The sequence below is a fragment of the Streptomyces sp. NPDC005706 genome (assembly GCF_040631045.1).
Taxonomy (GTDB): domain Bacteria; phylum Actinomycetota; class Actinomycetes; order Streptomycetales; family Streptomycetaceae; genus Streptomyces.
This window is the reverse complement of record NZ_JBEXYS010000032.1, coordinates 61,992-80,950: the sequence shown is the minus strand read 5'-3', so window position 1 is coordinate 80,950 and position 18,959 is coordinate 61,992. Positions and strand designations below refer to the sequence as shown.

At 68.3% G+C, this 18,959-nt stretch carries 21 protein-coding genes and 1 pseudogene; 10 read left to right on the top strand and 12 right to left on the bottom strand.

Annotated elements, in window-relative coordinates; all coding sequences use genetic code 11:
• Positions 1 to 168: 168 nt before the first annotated feature.
• Positions 169 to 465: a hypothetical protein gene (locus ABZ478_RS32970; RefSeq protein WP_359555258.1), complete on the top strand. Its 297-nt coding sequence runs from the start codon at positions 169 to 171 to the stop codon at positions 463 to 465.
• A gap of 114 nt (positions 466 to 579) precedes the next feature.
• Here the strand turns inward: ABZ478_RS32970 and ABZ478_RS32965 are convergent, their stop codons facing one another.
• From ABZ478_RS32965 to ABZ478_RS32955, 3 genes are read right to left on the bottom strand one after another with little or no spacing between them, the layout of a single operon-like run.
• Positions 580 to 897 carry a hypothetical protein gene (locus ABZ478_RS32965; RefSeq protein ID WP_359555257.1) on the bottom strand — a complete coding sequence of 106 codons (318 nt, stop codon included), beginning with the start codon at positions 895 to 897 and terminating at the stop codon, positions 580 to 582.
• Positions 898 to 935: 38 nt separating this feature from the next.
• The gene (locus tag ABZ478_RS32960) at positions 936 to 1,082 is read right to left on the bottom strand and encodes a hypothetical protein (RefSeq protein ID WP_359555256.1); all 147 of its coding nucleotides are present in this window, start codon (positions 1,080 to 1,082) and stop codon (positions 936 to 938) included.
• A 7-nt stretch (positions 1,083 to 1,089) separates the two neighbouring features.
• On the bottom strand, positions 1,090 to 1,626 hold the full coding sequence (locus ABZ478_RS32955) for a lanthionine synthetase LanC family protein (protein ID WP_359555255.1): 537 nt from the start codon (positions 1,624 to 1,626) through the stop codon (positions 1,090 to 1,092).
• A gap of 86 nt (positions 1,627 to 1,712) precedes the next feature.
• Here ABZ478_RS32955 and ABZ478_RS32950 point away from each other — a divergent pair, with 86 nt between their 5' ends.
• Genes ABZ478_RS32950 through ABZ478_RS32940 form a run of 3 tightly spaced genes read left to right on the top strand, consistent with a single transcriptional unit; the run spans position 1,713 to position 2,632 of the window.
• Positions 1,713 to 1,994, top strand: a complete 282-nt coding sequence (locus ABZ478_RS32950; RefSeq protein WP_359555252.1) for a hypothetical protein — start codon at positions 1,713 to 1,715, stop codon at positions 1,992 to 1,994.
• Positions 1,949 to 2,167 carry a hypothetical protein gene (locus ABZ478_RS32945; protein ID WP_359555250.1) on the top strand — a complete coding sequence of 73 codons (219 nt, stop codon included), beginning with the start codon at positions 1,949 to 1,951 and terminating at the stop codon, positions 2,165 to 2,167. Before ABZ478_RS32950 ends, ABZ478_RS32945 begins: the two co-directional genes overlap by 46 nt.
• A 33-nt stretch (positions 2,168 to 2,200) precedes the next feature.
• Positions 2,201 to 2,632 carry a hypothetical protein gene (locus ABZ478_RS32940; protein ID WP_359555247.1) on the top strand — a complete coding sequence of 144 codons (432 nt, stop codon included), beginning with the start codon at positions 2,201 to 2,203 and terminating at the stop codon, positions 2,630 to 2,632.
• A 691-nt stretch (positions 2,633 to 3,323) separates the two neighbouring features.
• Here the strand turns inward: ABZ478_RS32940 and ABZ478_RS32935 are convergent.
• Both ABZ478_RS32935 and ABZ478_RS32930 read right to left on the bottom strand, forming a co-directional pair.
• Positions 3,324 to 3,977, bottom strand: a complete 654-nt coding sequence (locus ABZ478_RS32935; RefSeq protein ID WP_359555245.1) for an SMI1/KNR4 family protein — start codon at positions 3,975 to 3,977, stop codon at positions 3,324 to 3,326.
• Between the two features lie 80 nt (positions 3,978 to 4,057).
• A protein-coding gene (locus ABZ478_RS32930) for an IS5 family transposase (RefSeq protein WP_359555242.1) occupies positions 4,058 to 4,875 on the bottom strand; the annotation gives its coding sequence in 2 pieces (ribosomal slippage) (positions 4,058 to 4,536 and positions 4,536 to 4,875; 819 coding nt in all).
• Positions 4,876 to 5,084: 209 nt separating this feature from the next.
• On the opposite strand from ABZ478_RS32930, the gene ABZ478_RS32925 reads away from it, so the two are divergent.
• The 3 genes from ABZ478_RS32925 to ABZ478_RS32915 all read left to right on the top strand — a co-directional run bounded on the left by ABZ478_RS32925 (position 5,085) and on the right by ABZ478_RS32915 (position 7,978).
• On the top strand, positions 5,085 to 5,777 hold the full coding sequence (locus tag ABZ478_RS32925; protein ID WP_359555240.1) for a hypothetical protein: 693 nt from the start codon (positions 5,085 to 5,087) through the stop codon (positions 5,775 to 5,777).
• A 702-nt stretch (positions 5,778 to 6,479) separates the two neighbouring features.
• Entirely contained in the window at positions 6,480 to 7,484 is a 1,005-nt protein-coding gene (locus tag ABZ478_RS32920; protein WP_359555237.1) for a hypothetical protein, read from the top strand.
• Positions 7,481 to 7,978, top strand: coding sequence for a hypothetical protein (locus tag ABZ478_RS32915; RefSeq protein ID WP_359555234.1), 498 nt, complete (start codon positions 7,481 to 7,483; stop codon positions 7,976 to 7,978). The genes ABZ478_RS32920 and ABZ478_RS32915 overlap by 4 nt, the downstream gene beginning before the upstream one ends.
• 415 nt (positions 7,979 to 8,393) lie before the next feature.
• Here the strand turns inward: ABZ478_RS32915 and ABZ478_RS32910 are convergent, their stop codons facing one another.
• The 6 genes and pseudogenes from ABZ478_RS32910 to ABZ478_RS32885 all read right to left on the bottom strand — a co-directional run bounded on the left by ABZ478_RS32910 (position 8,394) and on the right by ABZ478_RS32885 (position 14,736).
• Positions 8,394 to 8,744, bottom strand: coding sequence for a WhiB family transcriptional regulator (locus tag ABZ478_RS32910; protein ID WP_359555232.1), 351 nt, complete (start codon positions 8,742 to 8,744; stop codon positions 8,394 to 8,396).
• Positions 8,745 to 8,825: 81 nt separating this feature from the next.
• On the bottom strand, positions 8,826 to 9,833 hold the full coding sequence (locus ABZ478_RS32905; protein WP_359555230.1) for a hypothetical protein: 1,008 nt from the start codon (positions 9,831 to 9,833) through the stop codon (positions 8,826 to 8,828).
• A gap of 786 nt (positions 9,834 to 10,619) precedes the next feature.
• A pseudogene (locus ABZ478_RS32900) lies at positions 10,620 to 10,874 on the bottom strand (S24 family peptidase); the annotation flags it as partial.
• Between the two features lie 207 nt (positions 10,875 to 11,081).
• Entirely contained in the window at positions 11,082 to 13,049 is a 1,968-nt protein-coding gene (locus tag ABZ478_RS32895; RefSeq protein WP_359555228.1) for a DUF3732 domain-containing protein, read from the bottom strand.
• Complete coding sequence (locus ABZ478_RS32890) at positions 13,046 to 13,522, bottom strand: three component ABC system middle component (protein WP_359555226.1); 477 nt, start codon at positions 13,520 to 13,522, stop codon at positions 13,046 to 13,048. The genes ABZ478_RS32895 and ABZ478_RS32890 overlap by 4 nt, the downstream gene beginning before the upstream one ends.
• Positions 13,519 to 14,736 carry an ABC-three component system protein gene (locus ABZ478_RS32885; RefSeq protein WP_359555268.1) on the bottom strand — a complete coding sequence of 406 codons (1,218 nt, stop codon included), beginning with the start codon at positions 14,734 to 14,736 and terminating at the stop codon, positions 13,519 to 13,521. Before ABZ478_RS32885 ends, ABZ478_RS32890 begins: the two co-directional genes overlap by 4 nt.
• A gap of 193 nt (positions 14,737 to 14,929) precedes the next feature.
• On the opposite strand from ABZ478_RS32885, the gene ABZ478_RS32880 reads away from it, so the two are divergent.
• Positions 14,930 to 15,355, top strand: a complete 426-nt coding sequence (locus ABZ478_RS32880; RefSeq protein ID WP_359555223.1) for a DUF4259 domain-containing protein — start codon at positions 14,930 to 14,932, stop codon at positions 15,353 to 15,355.
• A 68-nt stretch (positions 15,356 to 15,423) separates the two neighbouring features.
• Here the strand turns inward: ABZ478_RS32880 and ABZ478_RS32875 are convergent, their stop codons facing one another.
• Positions 15,424 to 15,834: a hypothetical protein gene (locus tag ABZ478_RS32875; protein WP_359555221.1), complete on the bottom strand. Its 411-nt coding sequence runs from the start codon at positions 15,832 to 15,834 to the stop codon at positions 15,424 to 15,426.
• A 248-nt stretch (positions 15,835 to 16,082) separates the two neighbouring features.
• On the opposite strand from ABZ478_RS32875, the gene ABZ478_RS32870 reads away from it, so the two are divergent.
• Positions 16,083 to 17,075, top strand: a complete 993-nt coding sequence (locus tag ABZ478_RS32870; RefSeq protein ID WP_359555218.1) for a hypothetical protein — start codon at positions 16,083 to 16,085, stop codon at positions 17,073 to 17,075.
• Positions 17,076 to 17,315: 240 nt separating this feature from the next.
• Entirely contained in the window at positions 17,316 to 18,515 is a 1,200-nt protein-coding gene (locus ABZ478_RS32865; protein ID WP_359555216.1) for a HEPN/Toprim-associated domain-containing protein, read from the top strand.
• Positions 18,516 to 18,959 lie beyond the last annotated feature (444 nt).

Here is an 18,959-nt window from a genome sequence, read left to right as displayed (position 1 = left end):
TCCGTCCCTGGGCCAGTCGGGTGGCCTCCTCGCGCAGGGGCCCCCTCTGCCCTGCCGAACGGCGCAGCGCTCGCCGAGGGACTGGCGCGCGGCGTGCAGACACGGTCCGAGCCACGCGGGGAGGGTGCCTCAGAGACCGTTCTAACCTTCCGTGTCGAGCGCTATGACGTGGCGGGCGACCGCTCGACGCTTATCCCGGTTGAAATGCGTGGACTTACCTACGAGGGATCGATACACGAGGGTGATTGGGTACGCGTCCGCGGAACGGCCAAGGCCGGCACCTTGCGCGCGACGCGACTGGAGAACCTCACCACCAGCGCGTCCGTGCAGGCCAAGGGAATACCCAAAGCGGCCTACATCGCGGCCATCTCCATTTTCGTTCTGGCGGTCGTGGCACTGATCATCTGGACCATTTCAGATTTCAACAGCACCCCAAGCCCGCCTCCCGGGTTTCCAGAGCCGTGATAAGCAAAGGGCCGGCTCCTCCGGCTGCGGCACCCGTCCGAGTCGTCGTGAAAAGGCCGCGCGGTCGTTGCGTCCGGGGCCCGACGTGCCAGTCGAGGAGCCCGCAGGGGCGATCTACGGTGCACCAACCCGCCGGCCCCCGGCTTCTCGGTGCGCGACATCCCGAAGGGGGTCTGGAAGGGCGACGAGCGGGTATGGCGAGGGGCGGACGAACCACCAAGCGCCGAAGGCCGCGTCCTGCAGGACCGGCAGGAGGTAGGCACGGAATGTGCGAGCGGCAGAGGGGTAGTCGGCGAACGTGAGATGCACCTGATACCAGTCCGTCAGCGGGGAAGCGAGTGCGGCGCAGCCGGCAGCCCGGTAGCGCTCGATCGCCTCGGCCAGCTGCAGAGGCGACGTCGGCACGCGCCGGGCCGCTTCGTCGAGCGGCATTCCGCCAAGGACAGACAGGACAGCGTCCTCGCCGGGGCTCACGGTGGAGGGCGGCATGTGATCGACTCCCAGATCAGCAGCAGGCAGGCGTCCCAGCGGGTGGCGGCCACTGCGCCGGGCTCAGCGCTCATGAAGGCGAGCGCGGCCCCGGCCGCGCCCTCGATGAAGCCGGGCTGGTCCGGCACGCAGGCTTCAAGGAAGTGTTCGGGGGCGCGGCCGGACCCAGTCGGCCAGCGGCTCGGGGGTCTCTGCGTCTGCTGCGACGCGCTGCACGGTACGGATCAGGCCGCCGACGCCGTGGCAAAGGCTCCGGTCTTTGAGCTGTGCGAGCTGCTGGCGGTCGGCCAGGCAGGACAGCAGGGCGCGTTCGGCCCTGCGCTGGCGGTCCTCATCCGCGAGGGCGAGGGCGGCGAGCTGCTGTGCGCGGACGATCCCCGGGGTGCCGTAGCACCAGGACGGCGCTTGGCCGTGGGTGGAGGCCGGGCCGGCCGTGCTGATCCAGCGGGGCCAGCGGGTTCCGTGGTGGTCGCTGTGCTGGATGCCGTCGAGCCAGCGCAGGATCCGGGCCATGGCGAGTTCTTGCCCCTCCACGATGATGCCGCGGCGCTGGGCGAGGGCGAGCAGGGCGAGGGGCCCTGTGATGTCGTGGGCGAGGCCGGCGTTGGCGTGGCCGCCGGGCGTGGTCGCCGGGTTGCCGGCCGGGGCATGGCCGACCCACCAGCCGGGCATCGGTCGCCCGCCGGGAGCGGCCAGGGGCTCGGTGAGCCGGACCAGGTACTGCAGAACGGATCGCAGACAGAGATGCAGTGGAGAGCGTGAAGGAGCTGGTGCACGACTTGGGTGGCGTCATCGCGGAGATGGCGGCCCGGTATGCCCGTGAGGACGGCGACAGGGGCCCGGCGCTGATGGCGTTCGGCGGCGTCGGACGGGACCTGGATGCCCCGCTGCTGGGCCATGCCACCCGCGAGATCCGTGACCTGCTCAAACGTGGCGACTCGTTCGGGCTTGGCATCCGCGACGCCCAGCGCGCCGTCCACCTCGACCGGGACCGGTGCCTCTGGCGCTGCTGGCCGCCGCCGTCGAGGCCGGGTACCTGACCGCGCCCGAGGACCTCAACGAGGCCCGGCACTGCGACGACTGCCACACCTGCCTGGTCGGCGAACGATCCGCACCGCTCGGTCTGGCCGGGAAGCTGGCGATCAACCCCTTGAACACAGGAGAACCCTGCCTCGAAGGAAGCGGGAGGCGTGATGTCGGGCCGTATGCCTGACAGTTAAGGGGTAAGTTCGGTAAATCTGTGCAGGTGACCGACAACCAGGCCCCCTCCGAGGACGGCGAGCCCACCTCCGTCTTCCAGAAATCGAAGAACTGGGTCAAGAAGAACAGGGACGAGATCATCTTCGTGGTCGTCCTTGCTGGCAGTGTGGCCCTCCAGTTCGCCAGGGACTACTACGCCGAAGAGGACCTCGAGGCCGGCGAGTCGCCTATCTACATCCCGCCGGTCCCGCCGGTCTCCGACCCCACTCCCGAGGCCCAGTCCGAGACTCAGTCCGAGGCCCAGCGGCGCCAGACTCCTGGGAAGCATCAGGTGAAGGGGGCGCTAGTAGACATCGGCGATCGTCGCGCTAGCGAGGAGGCCAAGGAGAAGTACAGGCAGGCCACAGGGGGAGACGAGCTGCCTGACGGCATGACCTATCGACCCCCGCATGAGCGAGGTAGCGGCGAAGCCGCGTAACGCCTGACTCCGGCAGCACCGATGTCAGGGACGACAGGGACGGCGGTTCTCGTCCGGTATTGAAGCGCACATTTCGCGTACCGATTGCGCTCAGACGGCGTGCCCGTCGCCGGGATGCCACAGCGGCCACACGACGCCCGAACGTGCAGGGCGCGATGCCGCCCGCCCGGGCTGAACCGGATGCCGGAGGCGGTGACCGCCTCTAGGGTGCCGAACACGCTGGCTCACTGCCCGGCCGGCGGCGCGGCCGGTGGCGCCGCACAGGACGTCCACGCGGAGCGTGGTCCAGCGCAGCCACGACGCGAGCGTCTCCTCCGGCCGCCTGGAGGTCCTGTGGAACAACCCGCTGCACCGTCCGGCGGTTACGCCGCTGTCGTCTCGACCGGCCTGTGAAGAGGAGCGTGGCATGCGCTGTTGCCCGAGTCTGTGGACCTCACACGCGGTGCGTAGTGGGGGTGCTTTGTCGGTGGGGGCGCGTACCGTGAACCGGCACACCGAACTCGCAGCAGGAAGCGCCATGTCACTCACCGGGGAGCAGTCCGCTTCCGTCGCCGTGCCAGCCATGCGCCGGCGCCAGCGCCGGCCGCGGCGCTCGTCGGTCCGTCACGGCCAAGCGTCGTGCGCCGACTAACTGACCGTTTCAGAATGAGCTGGACGTGGGATGCCACATCACCCTTGCTCGTAAGAGCAGTCACAGGACTTCATCCCAGACGTCGCCGCCGTCAGCCCAGGTCGCCAGCCACTTTCGTAGTGAGGCCGTCGCATGACACAGGCCGTCGTGAGGGTCGGTGTAACTGTCGGCGTCGTAGAGAAGCACTGGGTTGTCGACCGCGGTCAATGAGACATGCCATTCCATCGTGCAGCCGCCGTAGGTGAGGAAGAGCCATGATGGCGGCATGCCTTCAGACAGGTTGCGTTCGTGGACGCTGGCCGCGCACGGCCAGTCGTGCAAGTGTCTCGGAGCCCGGTTGCCGTCGGTCAGGGAGGCAAGCCCGCCATCGGGTCCGAATCCTCCGTTGGCGACCTCGGTGTAGACACGCCGAAGCAGTTCGGGAAGGCGGCGTCCGATTCTGCGCTCTGCCCTCTCGACCTCGGACAGGGAGATCGGGGGGAACAGCGGCCCGCGAGGAGCGTCGGCGTAGTAGTCAGTCACCTCCTCGGCCCCAGCCTTGAGCTGGACCGTCCCGTCACTGCCGTACGACACTATGTCGTCTCGACCCTGCTCCAACCGGGACTTGCCATAACGCTCGACGATCCACGCGACAGGGACGTCCGCGCGGTCGAATCGCAGGCCCGGATCCCATGCGCGAGCCTGCAGCGCTTCGATCAACGCGTCGTCGTCCACTTCTTGCCCGGCCACCGGGCTGGGCTCATGGTGGAGTGGCGCTGGTACATCGTAAGGAGAAAAGGTCACACGCCAGGAGCCTACTGCTGCGCTTCGACTGCTCTCCGAAGCCGTCGGAGACAGATGATTCCGCAGAGTTGAAGCATGCCTTGATGGAGGTCGGCGCGTCGCTCGTAGCGGGTGCGGAGTCGTTTGAACTGGTGGAGCCAGGCGAAGGCGCGCTCGACCACCCAGCGGACCTTGCCCAGTCCGGAGCCGTGGGCGACGCCGCGTCGCGCGATCACGGGCTTGATGCCACGCTTCCACAGCAGGCGGCGGTACTTGTCGAAGTCGTAGCCCCGGTCCGCGTACAGCCTCCGAGGCTTGCGGCGGGGACGTCCCCGCAGACCCCGGACGGATGGGACCGCGTCCAACAAGGGCAGGAGCTGGGTGACATCGTGCCGGTTGCCTGCGGTGAGCGTGACAGCGAGCGGGGTTCCGTAACGGTCGACGATCAAGTGGTGCTTGGAGCCGGGGTGGGCCCGGTCGACAGGCGAGGGGCCGACGTGATCCCCCCTTTTAGGGCCCGGATGTGCGAGCCGTCCACGGCGCAGTCGTCCAGGTCCAGCAGGTCGGCGCGGCGCAACTCGCTCAGCAGGGCGGCGTGCAGGCGGGGCCAGACGCCGCCGTCGGTCCAGTCCCGCAGCCGGCGCCAGGCCGTCACCCCGGAGCAGCCCACAGTCTCTGCGGGGACGTCACGCCAGGCGACACCGGTCCGGAGCACGTACAGGACGCCGGCGAGTGCCGCTCGGTCGGGAACACGCAATCGCCCCGGATGGCGGCGGCGTCGCTCGGGAGCGGGCGGCAACAGCGGAGCCACCCGCTCCCACAAGTCGTCAGGAACAAGATCAGCACGCACTTCGGAAACCGTGCCGACCAAGATCGCTGAGCGCAAGACCCAGACTCAGCCCATTCTGAAACGATCAGTAAGGCTGCGCCCGCGCCGAGTGCCGCCAGGCAGCATTGCGGGCCCGCCGCCGGCGCGAGCAGGACCGCGCGCGTGGGCTGTCCGCCCGTGTCCCACCGCATGCCGTGGCCCGGTGGGCTGTACGGCTGCGTGAGCGGGGCATGTCCGCGCAAGACATCGCCGACCGGGCCGGGCTGTCCGTGACCCTGGTCCGCCGCGTGCTGCGGACCCCGGCAGACTGCCAGACGGTCCGGGACATCGCCCGCACCTCCGCCGACGCCATTCTCGGCATCCCGCTCCCTGCCCGCCGCGGCCCCGGCGCCCCTGGCCTGACCGATGGTCGGTGGTTGATCGGCAGCCGCCGGGACCAGACACGTGGCCCACTCGCGGGCGGTGGCGCAGGCGTCCGGCCGCACGCTGACCACAGCTCCCGTGTGCCAGTCCCGGCCGCCGTCCCAGCGCTGCGCGAAGGCGGCGACCCGGTGGGCGAGGACGTCGCGGCGTTCGGTGATGCTCAGCCAGCCGGCGCGGCGGACCATCTCCGTCGGCTCTTCGGGCTCGGGGCGCAGCAGCGGAGCCGGTACCGCGCCGAGGACGAGGTGGGCACCGTCGCCGCCGTCGGCCGCGTTCTTGCGCAGTTCGGCGATGTAGCGGGTGGTCGAGGCGTGGCCGCGGTGGCGGACTTCGCGAGCGAGGTACCAGCACAGCTCGGCCGCAGGGGACCCGTCCGGCTCGTCCGCAGCGAGCTCCGTCAGCGCCGTGACTGGGGTGGCGATGTCGTGCGCGGGCACCACCGCCGGTGGGGCGCCCGGCCGCCAGGCGGCGATCGCGTCGCGGTCGCGCAGCGCGTGTAACCAGTACGGCGCCGGCTGTCCGAGAAGGGCTGCCAACTGCGCCCACGTTGCGTAGTACGGCTGGTCACCCCCGTCAACGTCGTAGGCCTGGAGGTCGGGCACCCAGGGCTGACTCACCTGGGTGCTGGTCTGCACCACGACCACGCACGCGTACCTGTCGGCCAGGCGTGCACCGTGGTGGCGGCGCAGGGCACTGGTGACGGACTTGGGGGCAGCGTTGCCATCGACCATCGAGTGCACGAACGCGATGCCGCCGCGGTCGGTGTCCCACCGCAGCACCGCGTAGCGGTCGATGAATTGAGCCTCGTCGAACACGGCGTTGGCTACCGGACGTTGGAGCCACCGCTGCTGGCTCGCATGACTGTTGTCGTCGGTGTTCCGAGTGAACAGCGCCACGACGTTCCCTCCCCGAGGCCGCCAGCTCATCCCACCCAGGCCGGGACACCGGTCGAAATCGTCTGCCGCTCCCACTTTGCCCGGCAGATCGGGCCCGGTACCCGTGAAGCACGAGAACCGGACATGGCCGACACCGGACCGCCCCGGACGGCCCGGATCTTCTCGGACCTACCCGCGGTACATCCGGCCCGACTGACGTCGTGGCGTGAACGACGGTCGACTGTCCGGAGCGAGGAGACCGGCATGTCCTTTGCCGACCGACTTGCGTCTGCAAAACGGCGGTAACGAGGGCCGTAGAGTCGCGGGGTGGACTCCTGCCCCGCTCACTACTCCTTTGTCTCCTGGTGTTCCGACTGCTGTCGGCAGGCACTGAGCGCGTGCCCCGGAGATGTCGATGACCTTACCCGGCGCGATCCGGATGCCTTCGCCGACTTCGCCCGGGAGCACCGAGAGTGGACGGAGAACCTGCTGCTTGCCGAGTGCGCTCATCGGCCGCTGATCGAATGGTCCTACCCTGGCGGGCCTCCTCCCCTGGTGCGCTGGGCCGTCTGCGCAACCCCCGCAGTCGCCGAAGTACTGCCGGTGCCGTGTGCGGTCGCCGTCGGGCTCGCCCGGGCGCACGAGCAGCGTGAGGGCCCTCGCAGCCGGCATGAGACGTGGACCTCCCGGCTTCTGGACCGCCTCGATCCCCACGTTGACCAGCGGCTGGCACAGCTGTGGCGTGACCTGGCACTCCTGGCCGAGGAGCGCGACCCGGTCGCGGCAGCCGGACTGCGACACATGGTGGAGAAGCAGGCGCGGCCGGGGTTGTGGGCGCGCTCGCTGGAGTGGCTGCTGCTCCTGGGACGTCATCTGGAGGGCCTGGACGTGGCGGTCACCGTTGCACTCGCCGACAAGCACCGGATAGTCCGGCAGGCGATCAACCGGTGCAGCCGAAGCGTGATCCTTCCGGTGCAGCTGCGCGCCGGTGGGCTACGGGCCGCCACCGAGACCACAAGGCCGCTCGCAGATCGGCTGCTGAACGTCCTTTCCGCGTCGGTCGATGCCCGCCGGGCCGACTTCCCGCGTCCGTTGGCTGCGCCGTCGTCCACCTGGCTTGCTGACCACGGGCTGGAGGACCTCGTGCGGGGCGCCACCCGCCGCGCGTTAGCCGAGTTCGCCAGCGCCATGCACGACCTCGGGGCCGCGGAGGAAGAGCACCTGACCGCGACACTGTTGGCCGGTCTCGCCGCTGAGTTCACCGCCCTTCCCGCCCGCACCCGGCTAGCCGGCGTGGCCAGCCCGCATCTGCGGTCGGCCACCGCACCGTGACCAAGAAGGAGGAACGGGCGAACGGAGCAGACATCGGCGTCGTCGTCGACGTACGCGTTCCCGGCCGTCTCCACTTGCGCACGGGAGACCTCATCCAGGTCAAGAAGTCCGCCGCGCTGACGCCCGGGCGCGCCGGACGCGAGGACTCCTGGACGGTCAAGCGCCGCCAGCTGCACGACCTGCTGGAGCACAGCGCAAGCTCCGTATACTGGCTGGTCCGCGGGAACGGTGACGTTCTGGTGGTCCCGGCCAAATTCCTCGCCGCGGTCGAGGGCGCCGCTGCCCGCCCTTCCTCGCAGCAGTTCACCGTCGGGTACACGGCCGTCCGACGCACCGCGGTCACGATGGAGCAGTACCTGCCCGACCTGGTCGTGGGCCTGTGGCTCGGCAGCAGCAGCGAGCGCACCCTTCAGGCGGCGCAAGGCACCGGCCGTACCACCCGGCCCCGGTTCGCCCTCAGCATCGACATCGTGCTCGAGCACATGGAGGGGTGAGCCGGCGTCCCTCATCGGATGTGGTAGCGCCGGTGAGCTTGTGAAACTTGGCGGCACCGAAGCTCTGCGCGTTCTACGCCACGCCCGTAACCAGATCGAACGCCTTCCCTCCACTACTCGAGGAAAGGGCGAGGAGGCGCCCCAGCGGCAGTGGGCGAAAGAGCTCGACAGGATCCGTCGTGACTTCGAATACGACGCTGCCGTCCCAGCAGGCTTGGAGTGGGGAGAGTTCGATCCGTGAGCTGATCTCCCGCATGCAGCTGCGGGTCGGGCCGCTAACGAGGTCTGTCGCCATAAGGGGTGACGTTAGTGAGTCGGCTGCAGGTGAGGGGAGCGAAGTTGTCAGGAACGGCCGGGTGGATGGCACTGATGTCACCGCCGGCGCTGGGGCGGTCCGTTCGGCCGCGGCCACGCGTCATCCGGTGGCGCCCCACTGTCCGTCCTCGGCGCCGGGGGTCTGTTCGTACTCCGATCGGGCAGCCTCGAGCAGACGGCGCCAGGACGTGACCAGAGGGCGCCGCCGCAGAAGAGCCCTCCGTTCGCGCTCGGTCATCCCACCCCAGATGCCGTGCTCAATGCGCAGGTCGAGGGCGTGGGCAAGACACTCGGTGCGCACAGGGCAGCCGGTGCAGATGACCTTGGCCTTGTTCTGTGCCGCACCTTCGACGAACAGCTCGTCGGGATCTGCTGTCCGGCAGGCCGCGTGCTCACCCCAGTCCTGATCATCCCCGACCACCCCGATGCCGTCCTCTCCCTGGTCCGGCACCCCTGGCGCAGGAGATCGCCGAGCGACGGCAATCCGTTCGGGTGACGGAGGCTTGACGGCGGTCCTGGTGGTGCCTGGGTCTCAGCCGGTGGCCGAGCAGCCGGGCATCGCCGGGAGCGGGGCCTCGCCCGTCACGGTGCTGATCCGTCGCCGGATCGCGTCGAACATCTCGGCCCGCTCGGGCTTGACCGGGTAGTCGAAGCGGTCGTAGCGCAGTTGGAGGGTGGCGGTGTTGTCCGGGGACTTCAGGAGGATCAGGCCGAGGCCTTTGCCGGGGGTCAGGTCACGATGTCCCCGCAGTTCCAGCGGAAGACCGTGCTCCGGGTCGGTGAGGGCCTGGACCAACTCGGCGCGGCGCAGGCCGGTGTCGGCGTCGTGGTCCAGCTCCAGGACCCACCACTCCCCCAGCCGGGACTCGTGGCCGGTGACGACTTGAGGGACGGCAACGGTGTGCAGGAGGCCGAGGCGGCGCAGCAGCCCGCTGGGGAGCCAGGCCGCGGCACGCCAGGTGGATTCGTAGGGCAGTGGCTGGCGCTCGTCTTCCCAACGGCGTTCGTGGGCGGTCCAGGTGTCGCCAGCGAGCCAGCTCGCCTCGCCGCCGTGGTCACGGATGCGCTCGGCGAGCGCGGCTTCGGCCTTCTGGAAGGCGCGTCGGGAGGGCCCGGTGAGCCGGATGCTGGTCGGCTGTCCGAGGCGGCGAAGCTCGATGCCGCGCTCGCTTCGTGCCGTGATCCGGCACCCGTTGAGGCCGTGGATCTCGTCGTCGCCGGTACCCACGCTCACCCGCCCGGGCAGCAGGCCGGCCAGCAGGCTGTCGAGGCTCGCGTTGCTCTCTAGGTGGAGCCTGATGCCGTCCGCGGTGGGCTGCACGTACTGGATACCGAAGGGGAATTCGAAGAAGTTCCGTTGGGAGCCAAGAACCCAGTAGAACACCTCGGACTCGAGGAGCAGTTGCTCGTGGTTGGCGGGAGCGGGGATGAGAGGGGCGCGCCGGGGAAGGCCGGCGACGACCTCGCACGCGAGCTGGCGGGGAGCTCCGGTGTAGAGGGCGTACGTCCGGGCCCGGCTGCTGGTCTGGGTGGCCGACATGGCAGGTACCTTTCGCTCCGCTCCGTCGGCCCGCGGAGCGTGAGGAACAGGCACTGGTGTGCGGTGGTGCGGTCGGTGAGATGGCTCTGATCGAAGCCGAGCTTCTTCGCCTCCGCCTTGAACCAGTGGGCCGAGTTCGCGGGAGGAGCAGCAGACCGATGCCGCAGGGTGCCACCATATCCATCGAGTGGGGCTCCAACGGGCGCGCCGCACCGCACCGCCGGTCGTCGGTTCAGGACACCTACAACAGGGAGGGGACCGGCTGGGGATCCCTCTGCTCGGCGATCTGGCCGCGGGCACCGGCCTCTTGCCGCAATGCAAGTGCCACAGCGAGATCGCCGGCAGGAGGCTACCGAGCCGGGAAACGGCCCGCAGGGCCTCGGCCGCCTGGGCCCAGAGCTCCGCGGCCGACTGGGACTGCTCGGCGTTTCGATCCCCGCGCAGACGTCCCACGATCCCGTCCAGGAGCTCTGCCAGCTCACCCGCCCCCGGGTCCTCCGGCACATCGGCTCCCCACCGCCGGACAGCAGCCTCCAAGGCCGCGAAGGCGTCCGTGCGGTCGAGCGGCAGCCTGGTTCCTACGTCCCCGTGCGTCACAACCACCATCGTTCACCGTCGACCCCCACGTCGGGGCAAAAACAGAGAATCGGCCGTTCCCGGATCAGGCCGAAGCCCCGGAAGCGAGGAGCGCCGCGTGCCGCCGGAGGCAGCCTCTTCCTCTCCCCGCCACGGAGGCCTGCCCGGCTGGTCCCGGCGACGGCTGACCGTGGGCCGCCGCGAGGATCGTCAGAGGGCACGCATCACGGCGACGACCTTGCCCAGGATGACCGCCTCGTCGGCCGCGAGCGGTGCGAACGCGGGGTTGTGCGCGACGAGCCAGGCGTGGCCGGCCGCATCGCGCTGGAGCCTCTTCAGCGTCGCTTCGCCGTCGAGCAAGGCGGCGACGATGTCACCCGGCTCGGCGACCTGCTGCCGCCGGACGGTGACCACGTCGCCGTCGCAGATGGCTGCCTCGATCATGCTCTCCCCGGACACCTGAATCCGACGGGTTCGCCGAATCTTGGAGGGCTCAGGAAGGGAACCGATGGCAGACTACGCCCGATCGCGAGCGGCCTGGCGTAGGTTCGCGTGTCCGGGTATGTGCACTGGTCCAGCAGTGGGACTCAGATCTTTCGCGAGAACACCGTGTCAGCGGCCACTTAATTCACTTCATGACCGCCGCCGCGGCAGCGGCGGGCGAGGTGGTGATCAGCTCTCTGGGGTATCTGGCTCCATCCAGGTCGAGGGCACGAGTCCTGAGTCGTTGCCGTACCGCCAGCGCTCGACAACGTGCTGGCTGAAAGCTGGGTCGTCGAGGTCGGCGTGTTCCATGACGATGACCTGCATCTTGCCGGCGAGTTGCTGCAACGTGCGGTGAATGGCCTCGTACGTGTTCAGCAGGTGCGTGCGGTCGTTGGTCTGCAGGACTTCCTCGCCGGTCGGTTCTGCTGGGAAGTACACCTGCGACGGTTGGTCGAGGACCAAAATGCGGGGAACCGGGCTCTGGTGCCTGGTGAACCACTCATGGAGGCTGAGCAGAGTGGAAACGTGGTAGCCCAGATGATTCTCGGCGCTCCCCATGTCTTTGAGCTGGACGGGTCCGTCGGTGGTGTCGGCGATAACCGTGAGCCGGTTGAGGTCGAGTCGGATGGGCGAGGCCGCGAAGTCCAGGTCCAGTCTTCTGGCCTTCTCCCTGATGTCTTGGTTAATCAGGGAGAGGAAGCTGGCGAGACGCTCGTCCTGGGTGCTCCCGCTGAGCTGTTCCTCCAGCCCCGCGATTTGGTCGCGCAGTTCGTTACGGCGGTCCAGGACACGAGGCGCCGCGGCCTGCTGGGCGATCGTGTCGACGTAGAGGCTGATGCGTCCCTGGACGATGGCAGCCCGGCGCAGGTCGTCGGGCTCCTGCTGGGTCGTGCGCAGGCCCGTGGTGAGTTCTTGAACCTGCTCCTGGTTGCGGGCAAGTTCTGACCGGAGCTCTTGCAGGCGGTCTTCCTGGTCGGCGATGAGCCGACGGATAGCGGGGGTGTCGTTTCGGATGACCCCGAGGTCGCCGTCGAGGAGGGCGAGGTCCCGTGTGAGGCTGGCAATAGTGTCGTTCGCCGAGGGAATGGTGCTGTCGCAGACGGGGCAGTGGTCGAGATCCCCGGCTTCTGCGTCCTGCCGGAGGAGGCCGAGGGAGGTAAGGCGGGCGCGCTGTTCGATGGCCTGGTCGCTAAATTCGTCGTTCTCCGCGAGGGCACCCTTGAGGTCGGCGATCCGGGCCCGAGCCAGCGCGAAATCTCGGCGCAGGTCCGCTCGACGGGCGTGGAGGGTCGCAAGGGGGTCGTCGCCGCCGGGCTCGTGAGGCCGCAGCGCGCCGCCGTGAGCCAGTTCATTGCGGAGACGACGGAGGAGCTGGAGAACATCTTCTGCGGTCTGCGCGCCGGTCTGCGGGGGCAGCAGGCCGACTTCGACGGCTTCGGTCAGGAGAGCCTGAGCTTGGCCGCTGGCGGGAGTTCGGTCTGCGGATACGGCGAGCTTGGCTTCGTTGTCGGCCAGGTCCCGGCGAAGGTTGCGGAGCTTGTTGTGAAGGAGTGCCTGCTCGGGATCGACCGCGCCGAGGAAGTACGGGACAACTCCGCGAATGGTGTTCGGTCTCCACTCCTCGCCCTGCGAGTGGAAGAGAACATCAGGGTTGGCGACTTCGTTCTGAGCTTGGAAACAGAAAAAGAGGGCGTGGCGGATGGACGGGGCTATGAGCGTGTTCTTGCCGACGGCCGGCACGCGGACGGTGTTGTCGATACCGCAGAAGTCGCTCAAGTAGGCCTTGGCGGTGTCCTCGGGCGTTGTGAAGCGAAGATCCTCCAAGGCTGGCGGCGGGCTGCCGGGAGCCTGAGTGAGCACACACATCGTCGTGCTGGTCTTGGCGTTGTCCTTGGGCGCCTGACGAGCTACGAAGAGCTGCTCGCCGGCCTTGACGAGGGCGATGGCGTAGGTGCTGACGTAGGTACGGACCTTGCCCGCTTTGACGGGGTAGTCGGAGCTGGCAAGGCAGTAGTCGATGATCGTCAGCAGCGCGCTCTTGCCACGTCGGGAGTCACCCGTGACTATGTTGAGGGCGCCGAGCTGGAAGGGGACGGTACGCATCTGGCCGGGCTTCTTGCCGTAGATGGTGACCGCTTTAATTTGGAACGTCACGGTTTGACTCCGAGAAGGGTCAGGACTGTGCTGAGGCTGCCCGTGCTGGGTAGCCAGCGCCCGAGGAACTGGGCGGCCTGCTGGATCGCGATGGTCTGATCGGTTGCTCCCTTGATCCCCTTGGTGGTGGGGCCCAGGGCCAGGGTGAGTCCCTCTTCTGTGGCCCGCAGAGTCCTGGTCTGGAGGGCAAACAGGACGCCGGGACGCACCACGGCGGCGAGGGAGGCCGCGTTGCGGGTCATGGCCACGCGCACGGCGTCATTCGTGTCGAGCCACTTCATCAAGCCGCTGTTCAGGGTGCTGGGGAGTACCGCCCTGATCGCGGGCTGAAGGGCCATGATCCCTGCCACGACGGCCACGGGCAGCGGACAGGGGGTGTTGTACTGCTGCTCGTGGCCTTGGACGGCACGGGTGCACAGGAGCGCGGTGAAGGCGGGGTTGTACAGGGCGCGCTCTTCGCGGCTCAGGCTCATCCAAGGACCTCGACGGGCTCAAGGAGCTGCATCAGGCGGGCGGCGAAATCGGGGTGCCAACCGACTCGGCGCTCGTCGGCGAGCATGTGGTACGAGCCCTTGGTCACGAAGACCTCGTCGCATCCGGTGCGAATCTGGAAGCGGGCCTCTTGGTCGACCCATCGGTAGATCAGCTTGGCCTCGGCCTTCTTCTGCTCCTCGGTGGCCTCGGGGCCGAGTTCTTCCTCCATCACGGCGAAGCGGGCTTCCCACTCCTCCACCAGCCGGCGCTCGTACTCGCCGATCTCGCCAGGGCGTAGCAGGTTCTCGTTGGTCCATCGCGAGCGCTGCGCGAAGGCGCGCACGTAGTCCCGGACAGCGAAGCCGATGCGTGTGGAGCCCACTCCGATGAGCCCCAGTTGTCGGACGAAGATCTTCTCTGCCTGTTCCGTGGGGTCGCCGGTCATACGAGTGATGTCGCCGTCGATCGGCAGGTTGTCGTGCTGAAACTGCCGCTGGAGGCTGCTGAACACCTCGTCGAACTCGACACCGGTGACCGGGCTGCCGCCCGGCGTACGCATCTGCTCAATCACGCGGTCGTAAAACCAGCCCTCCAGCCGGTTCAAGAAGGCTTTCGCCGCGTCGTGGCCGGCGGCCACTGCGGCGAGGCGGAGCATTGCGGTACGGACGTCGGAGATGTCCTCGGTACCCCCGACGACCTGGATTCGCGCGAGCAAGGCGCTCTGCAGCGGCTTGGCCATGCCGGTCAGCGCAGCGAATGACTTCAGGAGGTCTTGGCTCTTGGTCTTTGAGGCTTTGGCCGCGGCACAGAGCTGCTTCAGGGCTCGCTCCTCATCGCGGTGCCCCGTGGTGCGATGCTGAAGGAGGTAGCCAACGCTGTCCGCAGGCAGCTCAGCGGTGGTGAGCAGGTAGAGGTTCGTCTCCTCCAGGTCGATGCGTCCTGCCGTAGCTGCCTCTGCCCAGATCCGGAGGGTCTTCCAGAGATCCTTAGACGTATCGGTCAACCGAACGCCCTCGGCGCGCTGTTTGAGCTGAAGAAGGTCAGTCACGGAGCCGATGTGCTGTTCGATATCATCGGCGGCCTCAACTGCAATGCTCCAGTCGGGGCCAGCGCTCATCCACTGCTCAATGCACATGTGCAGAGCTTTGGCGAACTGGAACAGGTAGCCCAAAGCGGACGCCGACGCTTCGTACTGCTCTCCCCCGTCTGCCATCACGCCCCCCAATCCAGACCGGTCCCGCGATCATTCCATGAGGCGGACGATCCGCATAAGGGTGGGTGCTCTGCCTCTCTGCATGAGGCACCACGGGAGAAGGTCGCAGGCATCCCTTGGACTGCGCGGCTGCTCCTGTCAGTGGCCTCTGTCAGGCTGCCTCGGTCAAGACCAAGATTGATCTGGAGAGACCATGGGCACTTGGGATGTCGGCCCCTTCGACAACGACACCGCAGCAGACTTCTGTGACGACCTCGACGAGGCAGCCGCAGGCGAACGTGAGGGCATCGTCCGCGGCATCCTCACCCGTCTGATCGACACCGCGGGCGATCTGGAAGCACCCGAATCTGAGCAAGCCGTTGCTGCGGCCGCCCTCGTCGCCGCGCAATGCTCTGGCGGCGAACCTGCCGATCCCGTGTATGGGCCGGAAGAGCCGCTTCCTGATCTCACCGGCTTGCGCGATCTCGCCCTTCAGGCCCTTGACCGCGTCATGACCGACCCGTCCGAGCTGATGGACCTATGGGCGGAATCGGATGGCGGCCCCTGGCGCGCGACTATCCGCCGCCTGCGGGGCGTGCTCCTGCCGCAGCCGCCCGGAGAGCAGCTCAGCCTTATCTGACCGCACCGCAACCACTACCTGACTCCATCCGGAAGGCCGCCATGAGCTGGGATGTACTTCTCCTCCGCCTACCCGACAACGTGACTTCGGTCCAAGAGATCGCAGGCGATCACACCTCGCCCCCGCTCGGCCGCCTCCACGACGTGCTCGCGGCCGTCGCCCAGGCCGCTCCGGACGCCGATCTCTCTGACCCGACCTGGGGAGAGCTCCTCGGACCCACCTAATATGATGCTCAGCACCCCGTGCACACACTCCGCGGCGGTGACGGCGACCGTGCCGGCCGCGGCGTCGAGCCCCGGCTCCGTCACCGTTCGCGCGGCGACATGGTCGAGAAGCTCGTCCGCCATCGCCCGTATCAGGGCCGGCGAGATGCTGCCGTACCGCAGCGAGTGCCACCGCTTGTAGGCCCGCCCGTCGATGTCGTCGAGCGCCTGGGCCAACCTCTGCACACCGCCCTGATGGCATGTCACATTGCGCACGCCTAACGCATATATCGGGAAAGCCGATCGCGTGGCGGGGCCCGGCGCGGATCGAACGCAGTCTGGCCCGGGAGGCGGTCACGAGGACGCCGGATCGGCTACGACGGACCTGGTGCCGGGGGATGATGAGGAAGCCATGGCCAAGTCGCAGAAGGGCAGCCGCGTTGAGTCACTTCTCCGGGCATGAGACCAGCCCTCATGAGGCGCTCCGGCAGGGTCGGACGGCAGTGGATCGTCTAATGGCGGGGATGCTGGAGGCCGGCGGGATGTTCCGTGAGGTGACGGCGACCCAGGTGCTCCTGTCCACCGCATCCCCGCGCATCCGGTTCGTCGAGTGCTCAGCCAACGAGGAGAAGGAGAACGGAGCCGACTGGCTGTGGTGGTGGGTGGATCGGGACGGTACCTGCTACGGGCTCCTGGTCCAGGCGAAGATCTTGAAGTTGCACGGCAAGCGCTGGAGCATCGACTTCAGCTACAAGACGCGCGGCGACGACCGGACGCAGCTCTCGAAGTTGATCAAGGCGGCGAACCGCTTCCATGTCCCCGCCGCGTACGTCTTGTACTGCGGGGACGCCCAGTACCGATCGACTCTGGCCTGCGACCGCACTCATGACGACGTTCCGTGCAAGGAGCGCGACCGGGTCGGTGTGTCCACTGTCTCCGCTCTGGTGGCGGAGAACGCGGTCGGCCTGGACGCCAAGAACGCGGGCGTGAGCGCCTTCCACGACGCCGTTCCCGTCGAGGACATCGCCAGCCCCGACGGCCTGGACGCGCCGATCGTGCCCCTCGCGCGCGGGCTGGACCAGGACCTTGAGCGCTTCCTGCGGCAGTCGCAGCGAGGATCTCGCAGGGTGGCAAAGGAACTTCTCCGGCCTGTCCAGCGGATCAGGCACGGCCAGTTCGCCGGCGCGGCAGTCATGGAACGCGCCGCCACGGTCACCGGCGCCCTTTTCGAGAACGTCCCCAACGACTACGGGCACTTCTCCGTGCCGTACCTCGCTCACATGCTCTGCGGTCTGCGGGCGGAGGTCCCCGGCTACGTGCGCGACGTCCTGGAAGGCCGGACTCCTCCGACATGGGTCACTGACCACGTCGGCGGGATCGTCGTGATTCCCGACGCGGACGCCCCGACCACGGCGTCACCGGCCCGGGCTGGTGACGGTGGCGCCGGGCTGCTCCCCTCGGATTTCCTTGAGGCGCCTCAGCCGCCACATGAGCACCGTCCTGGGCACGCCGCGTGAGTTCGACGCGAAGCTTCCGGCACTGACCGACCGGCCGGAGCCAGCCGTGGTAACTCGCGTGAAAGGGTCTGAGGAATTCGCTTGTATGCACAAACGGCCCAGACGACACCGCGCAGACGCGCCGACAGCGTCGTGGCCAGCCCGACTACCCGGCGTTCGCCATCGCGTGTCGCAGGCGGCCACGTGTTCGGTACCGGATATCAGCGGCGCCAAAGGGGAGGCCCCTGCCACTCTGTCCCCATGGGACACCACTCCTACCTCGAGATCGCGGGGCACACCTTCCTGTACGCGCGGGAGGGCTATCTGCCGGACGTGGCAGCGCTGTTCACCGAGGAGGACCGGTGCCCGGTCGTCGAACACACTCATGACGACGGGCAGCCATGGGCCGAATTCACCTACCAGACCACGGTGATGGCGCTCCGCGAGCGGCTCCAGGTACAGGGGTTCACCCAGATCCGAGCCCGGGAGGCCCTCGCCGCAGCCATCACCGCAATCAGAGGCGAGCCGCACGGCGCGACCCTGGACACGGCGACCGTGGAGGACCACATCCGCCGACTCCTCGCCTCGGACGCGCACGCCTTCCCGCCGGAAGAGAACAAGAGCGGCGGGCGCGACGAACTGCTGGACGATTCGCTGGACGAGTTCGCCATGCGGATGGACAGCCGCCACTTCGTACGGCTGCTCCTGGACTGCGCCCCCGCCCCTCAGAGCACGGCAGGCCTGGACTTGACCCAGCTCACCGGATGCTGCGTCGAACTCGACGCCGCCCAGCCGATCGCGGAGGAGGCGCGCGCCGAGCAACTCGCCGACCTCACCCGGAGCTCCCCGCTCCTCGTGCTTACTGAAGGGCCGACCGACGCCCGACTGTTGTCCATGGGCATGGAGGTCACTCATCCCCACCTCAAGGGATTCGTCACCTTCTTCGACTACGACTCCGGCGGCGTGGAGGGGGGAGTGGCCCAACTGGCCCGCAACGTGGCGGCGTTCGTGGCCGCCGGCGTCGCCAACCGCTTCGTGGCCATCGCCGACAACGACACCGAAGGCATCGCCGGGATGGAGAAGACCCTGACGCGGAGCCTGCCGGGACGCTGCCGGGTCATGTTCTACCCGTCGCTGCCAGAGCTGGAGCACTACCCGACCCTCGGCCCGTACACCGACGACCCGGTGCCCGCGGATGTCAACGGCCGGGCAGGAGCACTTGAGCTCTACCTCGGCCAGGACGTTCTGCAGACAGACTCCGGGCTCATGCCCGTGCAGTGGAAGTCGTGGAATCCGAAACTGGGCCGGTACCAGGGAGCACTGGCTGACCAAGACAAGCGTCTTGCACAGGAACGGTTCCTGGCTAAGGTGAGGGCGCACCGGGTCGGCGGGCCGCACCCTGACGCGGATTGGAGCGGCATCCGCGCCATCATCGACCAGATTGTGTCGGCCTTCGACTGAAGGCCGCCGTCGGCCGGGCCCGCCCCGCGTGCGAGGGCCTTCGCCGGGAGGCGGGCCCCGTCAGGCTCGCTCGTCCCGCCCCAGCCCGCCGGTTGCCAGGGCGGCCTCGATCAGCTCCTCACGAATCATCCTCGACCGACCGCAAAGCCCTGCTCGCTCGTCCTCCTCATGGTCACCACCTTTCATCTCCTTCTGCCGAGCTGGGGTCGTGCGGCGGACGTCGGACCGACGGCTGATCCGGTATGCCGCTGGCCAGCACTCCGTGGCTCTGTGAGATCGCTATCGTGCCCGGGCATGCACGGGACACAGCCGCAGGGACTCCTGCCTACCTGGCAGACCGGCAGGCCTCCCACTGGCTGTCCTTTTCGCGCCCTTCTAAGAACACCGCAGGTCAGAGCCTCGCACCTCGGCGACGCTCGGCCGATTCGGCCGGGGCGAGGTGCC